This is a genomic window from Streptomyces sp. NPDC004327, assembly GCF_042873935.1.
Lineage (GTDB): Bacteria > Actinomycetota > Actinomycetes > Streptomycetales > Streptomycetaceae > Streptomyces.
Map to the genome: position 1 here is coordinate 537,552 of NZ_JBIAME010000006.1, position 17,030 is coordinate 554,581.

The 17,030-nt window shown below is 74.4% G+C and carries 14 protein-coding genes and 3 tRNA genes; 13 read left to right on the forward strand and 4 right to left on the reverse strand.

What is annotated here, in order from left to right:
• Positions 1-12 precede the first annotated feature (12 nt).
• Both ACFYU9_RS23200 and ACFYU9_RS23205 read left to right on the forward strand, forming a co-directional pair.
• Complete coding sequence (locus tag ACFYU9_RS23200; RefSeq protein WP_389345853.1) at positions 13-414, forward strand: hypothetical protein; 402 nt, start codon at positions 13-15, stop codon at positions 412-414.
• A gap of 69 nt (positions 415-483) precedes the next feature.
• A tRNA-Ser gene (locus tag ACFYU9_RS23205) sits at positions 484-568 on the forward strand.
• Between the two features lie 128 nt (positions 569-696).
• Here the strand turns inward: ACFYU9_RS23205 and ACFYU9_RS23210 are convergent.
• Positions 697-1,695 carry a bifunctional DNA primase/polymerase gene (locus ACFYU9_RS23210; RefSeq protein WP_389345854.1) on the reverse strand — a complete coding sequence of 333 codons (999 nt, stop codon included), beginning with the start codon at positions 1,693-1,695 and terminating at the stop codon, positions 697-699.
• A 362-nt stretch (positions 1,696-2,057) separates the two neighbouring features.
• Here ACFYU9_RS23210 and ACFYU9_RS23215 point away from each other — a divergent pair, with 362 nt between their 5' ends.
• The 9 genes from ACFYU9_RS23215 to ACFYU9_RS23255 all read left to right on the forward strand — a co-directional run bounded on the left by ACFYU9_RS23215 (position 2,058) and on the right by ACFYU9_RS23255 (position 11,210).
• A complete protein-coding gene (locus ACFYU9_RS23215; RefSeq protein ID WP_389210603.1) occupies positions 2,058-2,366 on the forward strand; it encodes a hypothetical protein in 309 nt (102 codons plus the stop codon).
• A gap of 261 nt (positions 2,367-2,627) precedes the next feature.
• On the forward strand, positions 2,628-3,794 hold the full coding sequence (locus ACFYU9_RS23220) for an acyl-CoA dehydrogenase family protein (RefSeq protein ID WP_389210601.1): 1,167 nt from the start codon (positions 2,628-2,630) through the stop codon (positions 3,792-3,794).
• The gene (locus ACFYU9_RS23225; protein WP_389345855.1) at positions 3,791-4,852 is read left to right on the forward strand and encodes a bifunctional MaoC family dehydratase N-terminal/OB-fold nucleic acid binding domain-containing protein; all 1,062 of its coding nucleotides are present in this window, start codon (positions 3,791-3,793) and stop codon (positions 4,850-4,852) included. The genes ACFYU9_RS23220 and ACFYU9_RS23225 overlap by 4 nt, the downstream gene beginning before the upstream one ends.
• A gap of 1 nt (position 4,853) precedes the next feature.
• Positions 4,854-5,846, forward strand: a complete 993-nt coding sequence (locus ACFYU9_RS23230) for an acyl-CoA dehydrogenase family protein (protein WP_389210597.1) — start codon at positions 4,854-4,856, stop codon at positions 5,844-5,846.
• A complete protein-coding gene (locus tag ACFYU9_RS23235) occupies positions 5,846-6,253 on the forward strand; it encodes a MaoC family dehydratase (RefSeq protein ID WP_389345856.1) in 408 nt (135 codons plus the stop codon). Before ACFYU9_RS23230 ends, ACFYU9_RS23235 begins: the two co-directional genes overlap by 1 nt.
• Positions 6,250-7,416 (forward strand): lipid-transfer protein, encoded by a 1,167-nt coding sequence (locus tag ACFYU9_RS23240; RefSeq protein ID WP_389210593.1) that lies wholly within the window; start codon positions 6,250-6,252, stop codon positions 7,414-7,416. Before ACFYU9_RS23235 ends, ACFYU9_RS23240 begins: the two co-directional genes overlap by 4 nt.
• 52 nt (positions 7,417-7,468) lie before the next feature.
• Positions 7,469-8,581, forward strand: coding sequence for a DUF1906 domain-containing protein (locus tag ACFYU9_RS23245; protein WP_389345857.1), 1,113 nt, complete (start codon positions 7,469-7,471; stop codon positions 8,579-8,581).
• Positions 8,582-8,819: 238 nt separating this feature from the next.
• Positions 8,820-9,353: a SigE family RNA polymerase sigma factor gene (locus tag ACFYU9_RS23250; RefSeq protein ID WP_389211475.1), complete on the forward strand. Its 534-nt coding sequence runs from the start codon at positions 8,820-8,822 to the stop codon at positions 9,351-9,353.
• Between the two features lie 204 nt (positions 9,354-9,557).
• Complete coding sequence (locus tag ACFYU9_RS23255; RefSeq protein ID WP_389345858.1) at positions 9,558-11,210, forward strand: long-chain fatty acid--CoA ligase; 1,653 nt, start codon at positions 9,558-9,560, stop codon at positions 11,208-11,210.
• A gap of 61 nt (positions 11,211-11,271) precedes the next feature.
• Here the strand turns inward: ACFYU9_RS23255 and ACFYU9_RS23260 are convergent, their stop codons facing one another.
• Entirely contained in the window at positions 11,272-14,922 is a 3,651-nt protein-coding gene (locus ACFYU9_RS23260) for a PAS domain S-box protein (protein ID WP_389345859.1), read from the reverse strand.
• A 187-nt stretch (positions 14,923-15,109) separates the two neighbouring features.
• Positions 15,110-15,544, reverse strand: a complete 435-nt coding sequence (locus ACFYU9_RS23265; RefSeq protein WP_389345860.1) for an SSI family serine proteinase inhibitor — start codon at positions 15,542-15,544, stop codon at positions 15,110-15,112.
• Positions 15,545-15,765: 221 nt separating this feature from the next.
• Here ACFYU9_RS23265 and ACFYU9_RS23270 point away from each other — a divergent pair.
• Positions 15,766-15,856: transfer RNA gene (locus tag ACFYU9_RS23270), tRNA-Ser, on the forward strand.
• Positions 15,857-16,201: 345 nt separating this feature from the next.
• A tRNA-Arg gene (locus tag ACFYU9_RS23275) sits at positions 16,202-16,274 on the forward strand.
• A 100-nt stretch (positions 16,275-16,374) separates the two neighbouring features.
• Here the strand turns inward: ACFYU9_RS23275 and ACFYU9_RS23280 are convergent.
• Positions 16,375-17,022, reverse strand: a complete 648-nt coding sequence (locus ACFYU9_RS23280) for a TetR/AcrR family transcriptional regulator (protein WP_389210582.1) — start codon at positions 17,020-17,022, stop codon at positions 16,375-16,377.
• Between the last annotated feature and the right edge of the window lie 8 nt (positions 17,023-17,030).

The following is a 17,030-nucleotide window of genomic DNA, read 5'->3' on the forward strand; positions in this document are numbered from 1 at the left end:
GAGTTCCTCGCCATGGCGAGGAACGATCACAACGACGGCAACAACGCCGACAACGCCGACAACGCCGACAACGCCGGCAACGGCGACATACGACGGGTGTGGCCGCGCAACGCGGCGCTGGCACTGCCGGCGGCGGGCGCGGCCTTCCTGGCCCTGAAGTTCACGGGCGCGGCCCCGGAGGACGACTCCACCCCGACCACCGCCCCGGCGACGCCGGCCGGCTCCGGCCTGCGCACCCTCCCGCCCACCAGCGGCATGGTGCAGTCCTTCGCCGGCACCGGCCGCGCCATGATCGTCACCCTGGGCCAGTGGTCCGACGGCCGCACCGGCGACTTCCAGAAGCTCGTCGACCGCCTCGGCCCCCTGCAGAAGGCCGTGTCCGGCGCGACGACCGCCTACGAGACCGCGAACTGAGCGCGGCTCACCCCCCTCCCCCCCAGCCGGTACGCTGTAGCAACCCGGCCGCCCGGCGGCGGGGAGTGAGGTGGGTTGCCCGAGCGGCCTAAGGGAACGGTCTTGAAAACCGTCGTGGCGAGAGTCACCGTGGGTTCAAATCCCACACCCACCGCAACAGTGAAGAGGGCGGGCCCCGTTACCGGGGCCCGCCCTCCCGTTTGCCCGCCTCCTCCGTTTGTCCGCCCTCCCTGTTTGCCGGCCCTCGGACCCGGACCCCGGTCGAGCGCTCGAACGGCGGTGTCAGTGGCCGCTGTTGGCGTTCTCCGGCGACTGGGGCCGCAGGCCCGTGATGGACGCCGCCGAGGCGAGCGTCGCGTCGATCTCCGGCCCGGTGAGGCCGGTGGCGAGGGCCGCGGTGGTGAGCGGGGCGAGGAGGCGGTCGGTGAGGCCGTTCTCGTACATGCGGCAGGCCGCCCAGAAGAGGCGGGTGTTGCGCTGGCCGCGTGGGGAGGCGGCGACGAAGTCGAGCAGGGCCTGGGCGCGGTGGGGGCCGCGCGCCCGGGACGGGGCGCGTGCCGGGTCGGGCGGCGGGGCCGGGGCCAGCAGGGCGAGCAGCCACGGCGGACAGGGGGCGGGCGGCAGGTCCGCCGTGTCGGGGGCCAGGCGGTAGGCGCCGCGCGGGGTGGTCGAGCCCGGGCCGGCCAGGTAGCCGCCGGCGCCGCGGATGTCGATGCCAGGGGCGAGGCGGCCGGCCGAGTTCGGGACGACCGTGTCCGGCGGGCCGGTGAGCCAGAGGTGGCGGCCGCCGCCCGGAGTCAGCACGGTCACCGTGCGGGGCAGCGCGAAGCCGTGCCGGCGGGCGAGGGCGTCCAGCGCCGCGACGCCGTCGGTGTCCGGCTCCTTCACGTCCAGGTCCACCCCGATCAGCCGGTGCGGCGCCCTCCCGCACGCGATGCCGTAGCCGGTCGCCCATGGCGCCGCCGCGAACAGCGCCCGTACCGCCTCCGGGTCCGTCGTCGCGTCGTACACCCCGTGGCCGGGCAGGCCGCACTCGCCGCGGCACGGCACCGGGCGGTGTTCGCCGCGGTGCGGTGAGCGCAGCGCCGGGAGCTTCGAGCGGGAGAGCGGGAAGACGGGGAGTCCGTGCTCGGCGGCGGTCAGCGCGTGCGCGAGGGCCAGGGCCGCGAGCTGTGCGGTGCTCGGGGCGGTGTCCCGGGCGCTGTGCGAGGTGGTGTCCCGGGTGGTGCTCGGGGGGGTGCTCTGGGCTGCGGCGGTGGTCCGCCGGGCAGAAGCGGCCATGGATTCATTTTCGTACACGAGTTCGAGTAAGGGAAGAGGGGCGGGTCCGACCTGAGGAATGAGGGGCGAATCAGGCGGAAGGCGGCGAAACGCTTCCTCTCTTGCCCCGTCCGGATTTCCTCCCCTTCCTCCATCGCGACACGCCCGACCTGCGGCTTTCTTGGTGGTGAGGGGGTTTATCGACTTGTCCTCACGCTTGAGGGGGAATCGGGCACTCCGGGGTGGTTCGACGGTGATCCGGTGGGCAACTCTGGTCTCGCGACGTCGAGCACAACGACCGAAGCAGTCGGCCAACTGCCTTGGTGACAGCAGTAGTTCAGTGCACTCAGCCACAGAGCTTCAGTTCCTGGAGGAACACACACATGGCAAGCATCCGTACCGCCCGCGTCCTCGCCGCTGCCGCCGCCCTGCCCCTCGCCGCCGCGCTCTTCACCGGGGTGGCCCAGGCCGACAACGGCGGATTCGCGGACAACGGATCGAACGCCAGCGTCGCCACGATCCTCGGCAGTGGCGTCGGCGGCAGCAACCTCGGCAACTCGACCACCACGCAGCAGGTGGCGACCGGTTCCGGTGCCTCCAACCAGAACAACACGGCGAGCGTGAACGGCTCCGCCTTCACGGCCATCGACCAGGACACCACGTCGGTCAACTTCTCCCCGCTGTGGTGGTAGCCGGCCCGGGGCCCGACCACGGCCCGGCCGGCCCGACGGGGGGCATGACCGCGGGGTGAACGACGGCCCGCGCGACGGTACTTCGGTACCGGAGCGCGGGCTTTACCGTGTTCCAGGGCGGGTGTGGCCCTCTCCGTGCTCCCGGACCGGTGCGGACCGGTCCGGGCCCGCCCCGGACCGGCTCCGTGACCTTGACAGGGCTCGCTCATCTGACGGACAGTCAGAAACCTTAGTGGGCAGTCCTGACGAGAGGGCCACGCCGTGCACCTCGCCCCGACCGAACGCCAGCTGCGGCTGCGCGCCGAGCTCCGCGCGTACTTCCGCGCCCTGATGCCCGACGGCCCCCCGCCCCCGGCCGACACCGCAGCCCAGCGCGCGCTGCTGCGCCGCATCGGCGCCGACGGCATGCTGGGCATCGGCTGGCCCGAGGAGTACGGCGGCCAGGGCCGCGGGCCCGACGAGCAGTTCGTGTTCTTCGACGAGGCGTACCGCGCCGGCGCCCCGGTCTCCATGGTCACCCTCAACACCGTCGGCCCGACCCTGATGAAGTACGGCACCGACGAGCAGAAGGACCGCTTCCTGCCCGGCATCCTGCGCGGCGAGACCGTCTTCGCCATCGGCTACAGCGAGCCCGAGGCCGGCACCGACCTCGCCTCGCTCAGGACGAAGGCCGTCAGGGACGGGGACGACTGGGTGGTCGACGGGCAGAAGATCTTCACCTCCAACGCCCACAACGCCGACTGGATCTGGCTCGCCTGCCGCACCGACCCCGACCCGGCGACCTCCCGCCACCGGGGCATCTCCATCGTCCTCGTGCCCACCGACGCGCCCGGCTTCTCCTGGACCCCGATCGAGACCGTCGGCGGCCTGATGACCACGGCCACCTACTACGACTCCGTCCGCGTCCCCGCCGGCCACCTCGTCGGCCCCGAGAACGGCGGCTGGGGCCTCATCACCAACCAGCTCAACCACGAACGCGTCGCGCTGGCCGCCATCGGCATGCAGGCCGAGGACTTCTACGAGGCCGCCCTCGCCGCCGCCCGCGCCCCCGACCCGGCCACCGGCCGGCGCCGGATCGACGAGCCCTGGGTCCGGATCCGGGCCGCCGAGGCGCACGCCCGGCTCGCCGCGACCCGGCTGCTCAACTGGCGCCTCGTCGGCGACGTGGGCGCCGGGCGGCTCGCGCCCGGGGACGCGAGCGGGGTGAAGTTCGCCGGCACGGAGTCGGCCGTCGAGGTCTACCGCATCTGCCAGGAGATCGCGGGCCCCGAGGCGCTGGTCCGCGCCCCCGGAACGCTCGACGGCGGCGCACTCGAACGGATGAACCGGGCCGCCCAGATCAACACCTTCGGCGGCGGCGTCAGCGAGGTGCAGCGCGAGCTCGTCGCGACGATGCGGCTCGGGATGAAGGGACGGGGACGACGATGAGCCCGGAGACGAGGGATTCCCGGACAACGGACTCCCGGACGGAGGATTCCCGGACCACGGATCCCGCGACCACGGATCCCGCGACCACGGACCCCCTGACCACGGATCCCCCGCCCGAGCTGTCCTACGAGCGGCTCAAGGCCTACGAGGGCCGGACCACCTCCGCCGCCTCCGTCGGCCGGGACCCGGTCAACGCGCCCATGATCCGGCACTGGTGCGAGGCCATGGGCGACACCAACCCGGCGTACGCGGGGCCGGACGCCGTCGCGCCGCCCACCATGCTCCAGGCGTGGACGATGGGCGGCCTCTCCGGCCACCCCACCGCCCCGCAGGGCTCCTCCGGCGCGTACGAGGAGCTGTCCGCCCTCCTCGACGGCGCCGGCTACACCTCCATCGTCGCCACCGACTGCGAGCAGGAGTACCTCCGCCCGCTGCGCCCCGGCGACACGATCACCTTCGACGCCGTCATCGAGTCGGTCTCGCCCCGCAAGACCACCAAGCTCGGCACCGGCCACTTCATCACCACCCGCATGGACATCCGCGCCGGCGGCGAACCCGCCGGCACGCACCGCTTCCGCGTCCTCAAGTACGCCCCCGCCCGGCGGAAGCCCGAAGCGAGGCCCCTGCGGCCCCGGCCGGTCGTCAACCGCGACAACGCGGGCTTCTGGGCGGGCGTCGCCGAGCACCGCCTGCTCGTCCAGCGCTGCGGCGACTGCGCGACCCTCCGCTTCCCCTGGCTGCCCGGCTGCAACGCCTGCGGCTCGCGCGCCTGGGACACGGTCGAGGCATGCGGCGAGGCGACCGTCTACTCGTACGTCGTCATGCACCACCCGCCGTTCCCCGCCTTCACCGTGTCCGACGAAGCCGGCGACGCGGCCGGTCCCTACGCGGTCGCGCTCGTCGAACTCGCCGAGGGCGTCCGGATGATCAGCAACGTCGTCGGCGTTCCGTACGACAAGGTCCGCATCGGGATGCCGGTGCGGCTGGAGTTCCTGCGCGTGGACGACGAGCTCGAACTGCCGGTGTTCCGGGCGCTGTCCGAGGGAGTCGAGGGCTGACATGGAGTTCGAACCCACCGAGGAGCAGGCGGCCGCCCGCGACCTCGCCGCCCGCATCTTCGGCGACCTCGCCACCCACGAACGCCTCGCGGCCGCCGGCACCGGCACGGACGCCGAGCTGTGGAAGGCGCTGTGCGCGGCCGGTCTCGTCGAGGCCGTCGAGGAGACCGGGCTGCTCGGCCTGGTCCTGCTCGCCGAGGAGCAGGGGCGCACGACGGCGCAGGTGCCGTTCACGGCGAGCGCGGTGTACGGGCTGCTCGCCGTCGCCCGCCACGGCACCGAGGAGCAGCGTGCCCGGCTGCTGCCCGGCCTGCGGGCCGGTACGACCGTGGTGACCGGCGCGTTCCCGGCGCACGAAGGAGCGTGGGTGCCCTGGCTGCGGGACGCCACGCACGTCCTCGTACCGGACGAGGCGAAGACCCTTCGCCTCGTGCCCGTCACCGGCACCGTCGAGCCCGTCGACCTCACCGCGCCCTGGTCCGCCGGGCGGTTGCCGGCGTTCCTCCTCGACGGCGCCTCCGGCGAGCGCCTGGGCGGCCCGGAGGCGTACGACGACGTGCTCGCCGCCGCCCGGATCGCCTTCGCCGGGCTCCAGGCGGGCGTCTGTGCCGGGTCCCTGGCCCGCGCGGTCGCGTACACCTCCGTCCGCGAGCAGTTCGGCCGCCCGCTCTCCTCGAACCAGGCCGTCCAGCTCCGCGCCGCCGACGCCCACATGGACACCGAGTCCATCCGGGTCACCGCCTACGAGGCGGCCTGGCGCCACGACCGGGCCCTGCCGGTCGCCGGGCACGCCCTGACGGCCGCGTGGTGGGCCTCGGAGGCCGGGAAGCGGGTCGTGCACGCCGGGCAGCACCTGCACGGCGGGCTGGGCGCCGACCTCGACCACCCCGTCCACCGGCACTTCCTGTGGGGACGGCAGCTCGACGCGTATCTGGGCAGTGGCACCGAACTCCTCGCCGAACTCGGCGACCTGCTCGCACAGGGAGACATCTGATGACACCCGGAGACGAGCTGGCACCGCTCACCGTCCCCGTCACCCGCACCCTCATCGTCGCCGGCGCCATCGCCTCCCGCGACTACCAGGACGTCCACCACGACGCCGAGCTGGCGCGGGCCAAGGGCTCCCCGGACATCTTCATGAACATCCTCACCACCAACGGCCTGGTCGGCCGCTACATCACCGACCACTTCGGCCCGCGCGCCGTCCTGCGCAAGGTCGCCATCCGGCTCGGCGCCCCCAACTACCCCGGGGACACGATGACGTTGACCGGAACGGTGACGGCGGTCGAGGCCCGCCCCGGCGGATCCACGGTCCACGTCCGGGTCGTCGGCGCCAACGGCATCGGCCACCACGTCACCGGCACCGTCGTCGTGGAGATCCCGGCGGAGGAGATCCGATGAGCCTGCGCTCCCCCGACACCCTCGGCGGCCGCGCCGCCATCGCCGGCATCGGCGCCACCGAGTTCTCCAAGGACTCCGGCCGCAGCGAGCTGACGCTCGCCGTGGAGGCCGTGCACGCGGCCCTCGACGACGCCGGGCTCGCCCCCGCCGACGTCGACGGCCTGGTCACCTTCACCATGGACACCAGCCCGGAGATCACGGTGGCGCAGGCCGCCGGCATCGGCGAGCTGTCCTTCTTCTCGCGCGTCCACTACGGCGGCGGCGCCGCCTGCGCCACCGTCCAGCAGGCCGCCCTCGCCGTCGCCGCCGGCGTCGCCGAGGTCGTCGTCTGCTACCGCGCCTTCAACGAGCGCTCCGGCCGCCGCTTCGGCTCCGGCGTGCAGCGGCGCGAGCCGTCCGCCGAGGGCGCGGCGCTCGGCTGGCAGCTGCCGTTCGGACTGCTCACCCCGGCCTCCTGGGTCGCGATGATCGCCCAGCGCTACCTCCACACGTACGGGCTGACGCCGGACGCCTTCGGGCACGTCGCCGTGACCGACCGCCGTCATGCCGCCACCAACCCGGCCGCGTACTTCTTCGGCAAGCCGATCACCCTCGCCGACCACGCCGCCTCCCGCTGGATCGCCGAGCCGCTGCGGCTGCTCGACTGCTGCCAGGAGACGGACGGCGGCCAGGCGATCGTCGTCACCTCCACCGAGCGCGCCCGCGACCTCGCCCGTCCGCCCGCCGTGATCGTGTCGGCCGCCCAGGGCGCGGGCCGCAACCAGGAGGCGATGACCAGCTTCTACCGGGACGAGCTGACCGGGCTGCCCGAGATGGGTGTGGTGGCCCGTCAGCTGTGGCGCGGCTCGGGGCTCGCGCCCGGCGACATCGACGTCGGCATCCTCTACGACCACTTCACGCCCTTCGTGCTGATGCAGCTGGAGGAGTTCGGCTTCTGCGGCCGGGGCGAGGCGGCCGACTTCGTCGCGGCGGACGCGCTGCCCCTGAACACCCACGGCGGGCAGCTCGGCGAGGCGTATCTGCACGGCATGAACGGGATCGCGGAGGCGGTGCGGCAGCTGCGCGGGACCTCCGTGAACCAGGTGCCGGGCGCGGCCCGGGCACTGGTCACGGCGGGCACCGGGGTTCCCACGTCCGGGTTGATCCTGGGCACGGACGGCTGAGGCGACGGCCTGAGCGGTGGCCGGTCGGGGCCGGGGGCTCTTCACTCACGCCATGAGTGCCATGCATCCCATGACGCCCCCGCCCGCCGTCCAGCCGCCGCCCGCCGTCATCCCGTCGCCGCCTGCCGTCCAGCCGCCGCCCGCCCCGTCCGCGGTCGAGAGCGCCCCGCCGCGCCGCCGCCACCCGCGCCCGCGCGCCCTCCACCCGCGCGCCCTCCGCCTTCGCGCCCTCCGCCCGGCCTCTCTCCGCCGCGCCGCCGTGGCCGCCGCCGTGACCCTCGTCGCCGTGACCACCGCCCTCCTGACCACCCCTTCTCCGGCCCAGGGCTCCCCGGCCCAGGACTCCCGGGCCCAGGGTTCCCCGGCCCTGGGCTCCCCGGCCGTGGGCTCCCCTGCCCAGGGCGCTCCGGGGGCGGCGGCCCCGGACCTGTCCCCCGCCCTCAGCTACTTCTCCGGCGGCGCCTTCGACACCTGCGAGGCGCCGTCCGTCACGGTGATGCGGGCCTGGCGGGCCTCGCCGTACCGGGCCGTCGGCATCTACTTCGGCGGCCGCGGCCGGGGTTGCCCCGGCCAGCGCGAGCTCAGCCGCTCCTGGGTCTCCACCGTGCACACCCTCGGCTTCCACCTCCTGCCGCTGTTCGTCGGCTCGCAGGCGCCGTGCGTGAACTCCGAGGCGAAGCGGAAGTACGCGATCGGGCGCACGCCCTGGCGGCAGGGCACCCAGGAGGCGGGGGACGCGGTGAAGGCCGCGAAGGCGCTCGGGATCGACGCGGCGAGCCCGCTCTACCTGGACATCGAGGCGTACCGCGCCGGCGACGCCGCCTGCCGCTCGACCACCGTCACCTTCGTCCGCGCCTGGGACCGCGAGGTCCGCCGGCTCGGCTACGTGCCCGGCTTCTACAGCAGCGCCGACACCGGCATCCGCGACATCGAGCGGCAGCGGGTGGCGGGGACGCCCGACCTGCCGTCCGTGGTGTGGTTCGCGCGCTGGGGCGGCGGGCCGGCGCTCGACACGGAGAGCGCGCTGAGCCCGTCGGCCTGGCAGCCGCACGCGCGCATCCACCAGTACGCGGGCAACGTCACCGAGACGTACGGCGGCAGGCGGATGACGATCGACCGCAGCGTCGTCGACGCCCCGGTCGCCCGCGTCATCCCGCAGATGTGAGACCGCGCTGTCAGATCGCGCCGACAGACCGCGCCGACAGACCGCGCCGAGAGACCGCGGCCGTGCCACCACGGACCGCGGCCCCGGGCCCCTGACCCTGAGGCGTGGCGTGCGCGGCTCCACCCAGAGGAGGTGAGGCTGGCCCCACCCCTACAACCTGAGGGGGAGTGCGGGTCGGGACCTGCGGCCGATCCCCGGTACGGCCCCGCGCTCCTAGCGTGGAGGCATGACTCCGCCACTGTCTGGCCCCGTCTGCGCCGGCGCCTCCACGGCCGCGTTCCCGTCGTTCACGTCGTACGTACGGGCCCGCGGCCCCGTCCTCCTGCGCACCGCGCGCTCGCTGACCGCGAACCCGGCGGATGCCGAGGACCTGCTCCAGACGGCGCTCACCAAGACGTTCGTCGCCTGGGAGCGCATCGAGGACCACCGCGCCCTGGACGGCTACGTCCGCCGCGCGCTGCTGAACACCCGTACCTCGCAGTGGCGCAAGCGCAAGGTCGAGGAGTACGCGTGCGGCGACGAGCTGCCGGAGCCGGCCGGGCTGCCGGAGGCCGACCCGGCGGAGCGGCAGGTGCTGCACGACGCCATGTGGCGCGCGGTCATGAAGCTCCCGGACCGCCAGCGGGCGATGGTCGTCCTCAGGTACTACGAGGACCTGAGCGAGGCGCAGACCGCCGAGGTGCTCGGGGTGTCCGTCGGCACGGTCAAGAGCGCGGTCTCGCGGGCGCTGGGCAAGCTCCGCGAGGACCCGGAGCTGTCCCCCGTGCGGTGACCTCGCGGTGACCGCGGGGCGAGTGCGCGATCGCCGCACGCCCGCCCGGCATCGAGAATCCCCGCGCCCGGCGCGTTACCCTCAGTTACGCCAGTGATCACTGGCAAATTCCCTACTCCCGGGTAGTGACATACCGCGAGGTACGTGACCAGAATCTGGTCAACCCCATCACTACTGCCGCGTAGCGCCCACCGGGAGGACGCCGTGCTGAGCACGATGCAGGACGTACCGCTGACCGTGACCCGCATCCTGGAACACGGGACGAGGATCCACGGGAAGTCCACCATCACCACCTGGACGGGAGAGCCCGAGCCGCAGCGCCGCACCTTCGCGGAGGCGGGCGCGCGCGCCGCGCAGCTGGCCCGCGCCCTGCGCGACGAACTCGGGGTCACCGAAGGCGAGCGCGTCGCCACCCTCATGTGGAACAACGCCGAGCACGTCGAGGCGTACTTCGCGATCCCCGCCATGGGCGCGGTCGTCCACACCCTCAACCTGCGCCTGCCGGCCGAGCAGCTCGCGTACATCGTCAACCACGCCGCCGACCGCGTGGTCGTCGTCAACGGCTCGCTGCTGCCGCTGCTCGCCCCGCTCCTCGCCCACCTCCCGACCGTCGAGCACGTCGTCGTCACCGGCCCCGGCGACCGCTCCGTCCTCGACGGGGTCGAGCCCCGGGTGCACGACTACGAGGAGCTGATCGCCGGCCGCCCCACCACGTACGACTGGCCCGAGCTCGACGAGCGCACCGCCGCCGCCCTCTGCTACACCTCCGGCACCACCGGCGACCCGAAGGGCGTCGTCTACTCGCACCGCTCCATCTACCTGCACTCCATGCAGGTCAACATGACGGAGTCGATGGGTCTGAGCGCCGAGGACACCTCGCTCATCGTCGTCCCGCAGTTCCACGTGCTCGCCTGGGGACTGCCGCACGCCGCCTTCATGTCCGGCGTCAACATGCTGATGCCGGACCGCTTCCTCCAGCCGGCCCCGCTCGCCGAGATGATCGAGAGCGTGAGGCCGACCCACGCGGCCGCCGTCCCCACCATCTGGCAGGGCCTGCTCGCCGAGGTCACCGCCCGCCCGCGCGACATCAGCTCGATGGCCGACGTCATCATCGGCGGCGCCGCCTGCCCGCCCTCCCTCATGGAGGCGTACGACAAGCTCGGCGTCCGCCTCGTCCACGCCTGGGGCATGACGGAGACCTCCCCGCTCGGCACCGTGGCCCACCCGCCGGCCGGCGTCACCCCGGAGGAGGCGTGGTCCTACCGCGTCACGCAGGGCCGCTTCCCGGCCGGTGTCGAGGGCCGTCTGATCGGCGCCGGCGGCGAGGTCTTGCCCTGGGACGGCCGGTCCGCCGGCGAGCTGGAGGTCCGCGGCAACTGGATCGCCGGCGCCTACTACGGCGGCGCGAACGGCGAGGCGTTCCGCCCCGAGGACAAGTTCAGCGCCGACGGCTGGCTCAAGACCGGCGACGTCGGCGTCATCAGCGCCGACGGCTACCTCACCCTCACCGACCGCGCCAAGGACGTCATCAAGTCCGGCGGCGAGTGGATCTCCTCCGTCGACCTGGAGAACGCCCTCATGGGCCACCCGGCCGTCGCCGAGGCCGCCGTCGTCGCCGTCCCGGACGAGAAGTGGGGCGAGCGGCCGCTCGCGACCGTCGTCCTCAAGGAGGGCACGAACGCGGGCTACGAGGAGCTGCGCGCCTTCCTCGCCGCCGAGGGCGGCATCGCGCGGTGGCAGCTGCCGGAGCGCTGGGCGATCGTGCCGAGCGTCCCGAAGACGAGCGTCGGCAAGTTCGACAAGAAGGTGATCCGCAAGCAGTACGCGGACGGCGAACTGGACGTCACCCAGCTGTAGTCCGCGACGCCCGACCGGCACCGGTCGGCATCAGTCGGCACCGACCGGCCCCGCCCAGGGGTCAGTTGGTGCCGATCTTCGCGAGCAGGTCCACGATCCGGGCCTGCACCTCGCCGCTGTTCGACCGCTCGGCGAGGAAGAGCACCGTCTCGCCCGAGGACAGCTTCGGCAGCTCGGCCTCGTCCAGGTCGACCGAGGTGTAGACGACGAGCGGGGTGCGGTTCAACTGCCCGTTCGCGCGCAGCCAGTCGATGATCCCGGCCCGGCGGCGGCGCACCTGCATCAGGTCCATCACCACCAGGTTCGGCCGCAGCTGCTGGGCGAGCGTGACCGCCTCCGTGTCGGTCGCCGCCCGCGCCACCTGCATCCCGCGCCGCTCCAGGGTCGCCGCGAGCGCCTGCGCGATGTCCTCGTGCTCTTCGATCAGCAGGACCCGGGACGGGTGCTGCTCGCTGTCCCGGGGCGCGAGCGCCTTGAGCAGGACGGCCGGATCGGCGCCGTACGCGGCCTCCCGCGTCGCCTGCCCGAGACCCGCCGCGAGCAGTACGGGCACCTCGGCGGCCACGGCGGCCTGACGCAGCGACTGCAGCGCGGTGCGGGTGATGGGCCCGGTCAGCGGGTCGACGAAGAGCGCGGCCGGGAAGGCGGCGATCTGCGCGTCGACCTCCTCGCGGGAGTGCACGATCACGGGCCGGTAGCCGCGGTCGCTCAGCGCCTGCTGCGTGGAGACGTCCGGCGCGGGCCAGACGAGCAGCCGGCGCGGGTTGTCCAGCGGCTCCGGGGGCAGTTCGTCGTCCAGGTGCTGCGGCTGCGGCTGGTTCGCCACCTCCACGGCCCCGCCGGGCCCGTCCAGCGGCTCCGGCCCCTCCGCCGACCCCTCGGCGGGCGCCTCTATCGCGTACGCGCGGCCCTCGGGCGCGGGCGCCGGGCTCAGCTTGGGCACCGGTACGGGAGCGGGCGCGGCCGCCGGGGCCGGTACGGCCTGGGGCTGCTCCTGGACGGCGGGCTCCGGGCGGTTCTCCTCGGCCGGGTTGCCGAGCTTGCGGCGGCGGCCGGAGGCGCTCGCGGGCGGCGCGAGGGGCACGCCCTGGCCGAGCGTACGGACGCTGAAGGCACGGCCCTGAGCGGCGTCCTTGGGCGCGGGTGCGGGTGCGGGCGTGGGCGGGGGCGCGGGGACGGGCATGGGCGCGGCGGCAGCGGCAGGTGCCGGGGCAGAGGGTGCGGCCGGTGCCGGGGCCGCAGGGGCCGCCGGGGCCGGGGCCACGGGGGCGGCCGGGATCGGGGCTGGTGCCGGGGCCGGGGCCACGGGTGCGGCCGGTGCCGGTGCCGCCGGGACCTCCGGCGGGAGCGGGATCGAGCCCGTACCCGTGCCCGTGGCGATGCCCGCGGCTGCGGGAGCGGTGGCGGACAGCGGGTGCGGCCGCGGCGGCGTGTGGTCGTCCTCCGGCAGCGCCCCTACGGCCCCGTGGGCGTCCTGCGGCGCCCCGGTCGCCTGCTCCTGCTCCTGCTCGGGGCCACGGTCGGCGTCGGCGGGCGGCAGCGCGAACGGCGTGCGCGGCCCGGCCTCCTGCGCGGCCGCGCGCTCCTGGGCGGCCGCGAGCGCCCGGCGGCGCCGCCCGGTGGGCTGTGCGCCCTCCTCGGCGGCTTCCGGGGCCACGGGGGCCACCGGGGCCGACGCGACGGCGGGCAGCGCGAGCGCCTGGGCGGGCGCCGGGGCGTGCGCGGGCGCGGCCTCGACGGGCACGCCCTGCGGCGGCACGGCGGCGCCGAGCGCCGGCCGGGCCTGCGCGCCCTCGGCGGCGGTCACGACGGCGCCCTCGGCGGGCCGGCCACGGCGCCGCCCGGTCCCGGAGGGGTCCGTACCGCCGGCGTTCTGGGCCGGGATCAGCTCGTTGGGCGTACCGCCGGCCGGGGTGTCGTCCATGCGGCCGCGGCGGCGGCCGGTCGGCCGGGCGTCCTCGGGAGCCAGCGGGCTCTCCAGGAAGGCGTCCGTGGAGGCGGCCCGGCGGGCGCGCCGGCGCCCGCTGCCGAGGGTGGCGTCGGCGGACGCCTGCGCGGGCAGGACGGGAGCGGCGGCGGGCAGCGCGAGCTGCTCGGAGCCGCCCTCCTCCGCCGTCCGCGGCGCGGACTCCGGCTGGGGTGCGGGCTCCGCGGGGACCGTTCCGCGCCCGGCGCCGATCGGCACCTCGACGACGTAGGCGACGCCGGTCGTCCCCGGCACCTCGTGGGTCTGCACGACACCGCCGTGCGCGGCGACGATCCCGCGCACGACGGGCTGGTGGACCGGGTCGCCGCCGGCGTACGGGCCGCGCACCTCGATCCGTACGACGTCACCGCGCTGGGCGGCGGCCACGACGATCGTGGAGTCGCCGGCCGCCTCGCCGGGCGCGGCCTTGCTCTTGCCGGTGGCGTCGACGCCGGCGACGTCCGCGACGAGGTGCGCGAGCGCGGTGGTGAGCCGTGCGGCGTCCACCTCGGCCTCGATCGGCGGCGCGTGCACGGCGAACTGCGCACGGCCGGGACCGATCAGCTCGGCGGCCGCGTCGATGCCGCCGGTGACGACCGGATGGAGCAGGGCGGGGGCCTTCGCCAGCTCCTCCGCGCCCGCGTCGAGGCGCTGGAAGGCGAGGACGTTGTCGACGAGGGTGGTCATCCGGGCGTAGCCGGCGGCCAGGTGGTGCAGCAGCTGGTTGGCCTCGGGCCACAGCTGGCCGGCGTCGTCCGCGGCGAGCGTGCCGAGTTCGGTGCGCAGCTGCTCCAGCGGCCCGCGCAGCGAGCCGGCGAGCATGGCCGTCAGCTGCGCGTGCCGGGCGGCGAGCGCCTCGTACCGCTCCTGCTGCTGCTCGATCTCGGTCGCGTACCGCTCGGCGCGGTCGGCGAGTTCGGCGGCGTGCTCCTCGGCCAGCTGCTCCAGCGGCCTGCGGTCGCTGAAGGTCATGACGGCGCCGACGAGCTGGTCCCCGTCCCGCACCGGCGCGGTGGTCAGGTCGACCGGCACCCGGTCGCCGCTCTTCGACCACAGCACCTGGCCGCGGACCCGGTGCTTGCGGCCGGACTTGAGCGTGTCGGCGAGCGGCGACTCGTCGTACGGGAACTCGGTGCCGTCCGCGCGCTTGGCGAGGATCAGCGGGTGCAGCTCGGCGCCGCCGAGCTCGCCGGCCCGGTAGCCGAGGATCTGCGCGAAGGCCGGGTTCACGAGGACGACCCGGCCGTCGGTGTCCGTGCCGACGACGCCCTCGGACGCGGCGCGCAGGATCATCTCCGTCTGGCGCTGGGAGCGGGCGAGTTCGGCCTCGGTGTCGACGGTGCCGGTGAGGTCCCGCACGACCAGCATGAGCAGCTCGTCGCCGGTGTAGCCGCTGTACGAGTCGTACGCCTCGCGGCCGTCCTCCAGGCTGGCGCTGGTCACCTCGACCGGGAACTCGCTGCCGTCCGTGCGGCGCGCGACCATCCGGCTCGGGCGCGTGCGGCCCCGGTCGTCGGCCGGGTCGGGCCGGCGCATCGAACCGGGGATGAGCCGCGAGTCGAACTCCGGCAGCAGATCGAGCAGCCCGCGTCCGACGAGCGCGGTGCCGGGTGTCTCGAACATGCCGAGTGCGATGGTGTTGGCGTTGACCACCGTGCCGTTGCAGTTGACGAGCACGAGACCGTCGGGGAGCGCGTCGAGTATGGCGGCGAGGCGAGCAGCGCCTCGGGATGGCCTGCTGCTCACGAGACGCTTCCCTCCTGAACCCACTGCATGCATGTGCCTGCAGCCCCTGCCTGGTGCGTGGTGCCTGGTGCGTGTGCGACGACCGGCTGACGGGCCCCATCTTGCCGCCGGGGGCCCCGGCCTGTCACGGAGGGAGTCTAAGGGAGGACGGCGCTCCGCCTGGGGACACGGGGTGGGGGTTTGGTGATCAGCCTTTGACGTGCGGAAGTACGGGCCGGAGGTTCTCCCAGCGGTCGATCTCGCAGCCGTTCGCGCGGGAGAAGCGGGCGTCGATGCTCCGCCCCTGCCAGTTCCCGGTGATGCGCGCGGTGGCCGGCCCGCCGTACTGCTGGGTGCACAGTTGCCCCTCCGGCACCGGCGCGAACGGATCCCCGCCGCCCGCCGCGAGCTGTCCGAGCCGCTTGCACGCGTTCTCCGCCGCCGGATGCGTCCCGCCCGCCGCCCTCCCCCCGTTCTCGTCGCACTCGAGGCGGAAGGTCCCGTCCGCCTCCGCGTACCCGCTGCGCTCGATGCTGACCGTCAGCGCGTCCGGCGCCGGTGCCGAGAGCAGCGGCAGCGGCGGCAGCGGCCCGACCCCGATGGCGGAGGCGGCGACGGTCGCGAGGAGGAGGGGACTGAGCATGCGGACTCCTGGAGCGGGGCGGGGCGGGGCGTTCTTCCCTGACTAACGCTCCCGCCCCCGCTCCGTTGCGCAACCGGGACGCGCCTGGGCGGGGGGCGCGCGAGGATGCCCGAGGGCTTTGCCCTCGGCCCCCGGGGACTAGTACGGTGAAAGCGATTGGTGGCGCGAGGCTCGTCTGTGTCATCATCTGCACGCACCACTCGCGTACGCGCGGGGTGCATGGAGGCGTCGCCTAGTCCGGTCTATGGCGCCGCACTGCTAATGCGGTTTGGGTCTTAAAGCCCATCGAGGGTTCAAATCCCTCCGCCTCCGCACGACGATCGAAGCCCCGGCCCTCACGGCCGGGGCTTCGATCGTTTTCGCGTACGCACGCCGCGGATGACGCGGCACCGATCCGCGGCACCGGGCCCGGCCGCCGGGCACGTTTCCGCGGCACCGATGTGACCCCGGTCTCTTCTGCCTCGTTTTCGGCGTGCGAGCCCCTTCCGCTTCGGCCTGGAGCCCGTCCGTCCGACTCGGCCGAACATGGCGTTTCCGCAGGTCAGAGGGGGTGCGGCCAATGGATTTCACATGACGGCGGGACTCATGTAATGTTCTTCCTGTCGCCGGGACAGCGGGCCGAAAGGGCCGGGAAACGGAGACAAGAACTAAAAACAAGCACTCGTAGCTTAACGGATAGAGCATCTGACTACGGATCAGAAGGTTGCAGGTTCGAATCCTGCCGAGTGCACAGAGTCGAGAGGCCCGGACGAGAGTCCGGGCCTCTTGCGTTGTGTCGTCCCGTGCCGTCGCCCGCCGTGCGCCGCCGGGAGTGCGGGCGGCCGAGGGGCTCACTCCTCGGCAGAGGGATCCATGGCCACGTGGCGGCCGATCGCGTCGGGGGCGGGCGGTGCCGCGGGCAGGGGGCGGGCGGCTTCGGGGCGGAGGCCGTGGAGGTAGACGGCCACGTGGCGGGCGGCGAGGGCCGCGGTGACCTCGTCCGGGAGGTGGGGCATCGGGCGGCAGGCCATGGCGGCCGCGGTGATCAGGTCCTCCGGGGTGATGTCGTCGCGTACGGCGCCGGCCGCGCGGGCGGTCGCGAGAACGTCCTCCACCGCGTCGCGGATGGCGTGTTGGAGTTCCTGGACGCGGGGGTCGCGGACGACGGGGCCGCCGAGCAGCGGGAGCACGAGACGGTCGCGCTGTTCGAGCACGCGCCGGAAGAGCCGCTCCAACGCGCCCGTCGGGTCCGCCGGTTCCGCGCGGGCCGCCTCCACCGCCGCCAGACAGATCTCGAAACCGTCGACGACGACCTGACGCACCAGCGCATCGCGGTCCGGGAAGCGGCGGTAGAGCGTGCCGGGGCCGACGCCGGCGCGGCGGGCGATGTCGTCGAGGGCGACCGCGGTGCCCTGCTCCCGGAACAGCGCGCGGGCGGCAGCGAGGATCTTCTCCCTGTTGCGCTGGGCGTCGGCTCGCAGGGGCGGCTCAGTCGTCATCCGACGAT

Coding starts and splice junctions, on each gene's coding strand:
- ACFYU9_RS23200 (WP_389345853.1), top strand. CDS start 13: ATGGCGAGGAACGATCACAACGACGGCAACAACGCCGACAACGCCGAC.
- ACFYU9_RS23210 (WP_389345854.1), bottom strand. CDS start 1,695: ATGGCCGCTTCTGCCCGGCGGACCACCGCCGCAGCCCAGAGCACCCCC.
- ACFYU9_RS23215 (WP_389210603.1), top strand. CDS start 2,058: ATGGCAAGCATCCGTACCGCCCGCGTCCTCGCCGCTGCCGCCGCCCTG.
- ACFYU9_RS23225 (WP_389345855.1), top strand. CDS start 3,791: ATGAGCCCGGAGACGAGGGATTCCCGGACAACGGACTCCCGGACGGAG.
- ACFYU9_RS23230 (WP_389210597.1), top strand. CDS start 4,854: ATGGAGTTCGAACCCACCGAGGAGCAGGCGGCCGCCCGCGACCTCGCC.
- ACFYU9_RS23235 (WP_389345856.1), top strand. CDS start 5,846: ATGACACCCGGAGACGAGCTGGCACCGCTCACCGTCCCCGTCACCCGC.
- ACFYU9_RS23240 (WP_389210593.1), top strand. CDS start 6,250: ATGAGCCTGCGCTCCCCCGACACCCTCGGCGGCCGCGCCGCCATCGCC.
- ACFYU9_RS23245 (WP_389345857.1), top strand. CDS start 7,469: ATGAGTGCCATGCATCCCATGACGCCCCCGCCCGCCGTCCAGCCGCCG.
- ACFYU9_RS23265 (WP_389345860.1), bottom strand. CDS start 15,544: ATGCTCAGTCCCCTCCTCCTCGCGACCGTCGCCGCCTCCGCCATCGGG.
- ACFYU9_RS23280 (WP_389210582.1), bottom strand. CDS start 17,022: ATGACGACTGAGCCGCCCCTGCGAGCCGACGCCCAGCGCAACAGGGAG.